Annotated in this window: 2 protein-coding genes and 1 pseudogene; 1 reads left to right on the top strand and 2 read right to left on the bottom strand. The window is 65.3% G+C overall.

Annotated features, from left to right (window positions below; genetic code table 11):
• Positions 1-147 precede the first annotated feature (147 nt).
• Positions 148-942, bottom strand: coding sequence for an SDR family oxidoreductase (locus tag EOB59_RS33485; RefSeq protein ID WP_127398103.1), 795 nt, complete (start codon positions 940-942; stop codon positions 148-150).
• 205 nt (positions 943-1,147) lie between these two features.
• Between EOB59_RS33485 and EOB59_RS33480 the strand changes: the two genes are divergently transcribed.
• Positions 1,148-1,603 (top strand): MarR family winged helix-turn-helix transcriptional regulator, encoded by a 456-nt coding sequence (locus tag EOB59_RS33480; RefSeq protein WP_128290215.1) that lies wholly within the window; start codon positions 1,148-1,150, stop codon positions 1,601-1,603.
• Positions 1,604-1,627: 24 nt separating this feature from the next.
• On the opposite strand, the pseudogene EOB59_RS37030 reads toward EOB59_RS33480, so the two are convergent.
• Positions 1,628-1,990, bottom strand: a pseudogene (locus tag EOB59_RS37030) (MFS transporter); the annotation flags it as partial.

The raw sequence follows: 1,990 nt of genomic DNA, 5'->3' as shown, positions 1-1,990 counted from the left end.
CACAAGGGGGAGGTGGGGAGCGTGCCTTTTGCAAGCCTCAAAAGGGGGTTGGCGCGCCCCTAACCCTCCCCCTTGTGGGGAGGGTCGCTGCGAAGCAGCGGGGTGGGGGTACTGGTTTGCGAAGCAAACCAGCCTCTGCGCTCAACCTCAAGCCGCGTAGCGGGCCGCCGGCTTGTCGGCGTGCAGGCTGCCGTAGAAGGCCTGCCGGGCACCGAGGAAAATGTCCAGTTTGGCCGGCTCGGCGAGCGCCGGCACGGTGACGGCTTCACCCCTGGCAAGGCCGACAAGGGCCGCATCCACCATATCGTCGGCGCTCATGATGATTTCCTTCGGAAGCTGGTCGATATCGCTGCCGGCAAGCTCCCAGAAATCCGTCCGTGTCGCGCCCGGCAGCACCACCTGCACCTTCACCTCCGTACCCTCGACCTCGCGGTGCAGAGCCTCGGTGAAGTTGACGACATAGGCCTTGGTACCGCTGTAGATGCCGCCGAACGAGGTCTCATAGGCGAGCACCGAGGCGATGTTGACGACCGCACCTCGGTTGCGCGCCAAAAACCCCGGCAGCACGGCACGGGTCAGCCGCGTCAGGGCGATGACATTGACCTTGATCATGCGTTCGGCAGCGTCCGCATCGGCGGTTGCCACCACGGACTGGCCGCCAAGGCCGGCATTATTGACCAGCAGCGTCACGCTGTCGTCGCTGGCGATCGCCTGTTCGACGCGGCGGACGTCGTTGTCATTGGAAAGGTCGGCGCTGATCACGCTGACCTTGCGGCTGTAGGTCTGGCGCAGCTTCCCGGCCAGCTCCTCCAGCCGGTCGGCGCGCCGCGCCACCAGCACCAGATCGTAGCCCTGCCCCGCCAGCCGGTCGGCATAGACCGCGCCGATGCCCGACGAAGCACCGGTGACGACCGCCGTGCCCTTGTTGCCCTGTCCACTCATTGTCCTGTTCCTTCTTCGACTGATCTGGTTCGTTTCGACTGATCCGGCGCCGTGGCATCTGCCGCACTGCCGGAAGCCGCTTGATGATTTAGTGGCATATACCACTAATTGCGAAGTAGGCATATGCCACTATCTTGTCAATGATCCGGACCGGGATTATTTGAGGGGTGCAGCCGGGCCTCATTCGCCGGCGCCAAGGACCATCATGTCAAAGGACAGCTTGCCCGGCCTCACGCTCTGCAACAACGCCGCGCTGCGCCGCGCGGCGCGCAAACTCGGCAAGTTTTATGATGATGTGGTGGAGCCGTCAGGCCTCAAGGCGACACAGCAGGGACTGCTCTACCAAATCCATATCGGCGACGAGCCGGCGATGGGGGCCATCGCCGCGTCGCTGATCATGGACCTGTCGGCGCTCGGCCATACACTGAAGCCACTGATCCGCGACGGCTATGTCGAGACCTTCGCCGATCCGGACGACCGCCGCGTCAAGCGTGTGCGGCTGACGCCCCAAGGGCTGGCCAAGCTCGAGGCGGCGATGAAACTGTGGCAGATCGCCCAGCAGCGTTTCGAGGATGTCGTCGGCAGGGACAAGGCTGAAAAACTGCGCGCGGCGCTGGATGACATCGCCGCGCTGGATTTTGATCTGCCGCCGGCCCGCTGAGCCGGCCAACGGCTTTCAAAGAGATTACTCGGCAGGCATCTCTACAGGCCGAGCCGCCCGGCGGCCGGCGACCACGATGCCAAGCCCGATGATCGGGAAGATCGCGGCGACCAAGCCAAGATCGGCCGGCGCGCCGTAGCGCAGCACGGCGCCACCAACCACGGCGCCCAGCGCCACGCCGAGATAGAGCGCCGAGGCATTGAGCGACAGCACGATAGGGGCGGCGTCGGGCGCCAGCTTGATGATGCGGCTGGCCTGCGCCGGCGGGAAGGCCCAGCCGACGATGCCCCACGGCACCATCATCGCCATCAGCGCCGGTCCGGCAATATGCGGCGGCAGAAAGGTCGGGATGACCGACAGAAGGACCAGCATGCCGGCACTCAGCGC

The organism is Mesorhizobium sp. M7A.F.Ca.MR.176.00.0.0 (assembly GCF_004023165.1).
GTDB lineage: Bacteria > Pseudomonadota > Alphaproteobacteria > Rhizobiales > Rhizobiaceae > Mesorhizobium.
Note: the sequence above shows the minus strand (reverse complement) of the source record. Positions and strands in the feature narration are given on the sequence as shown.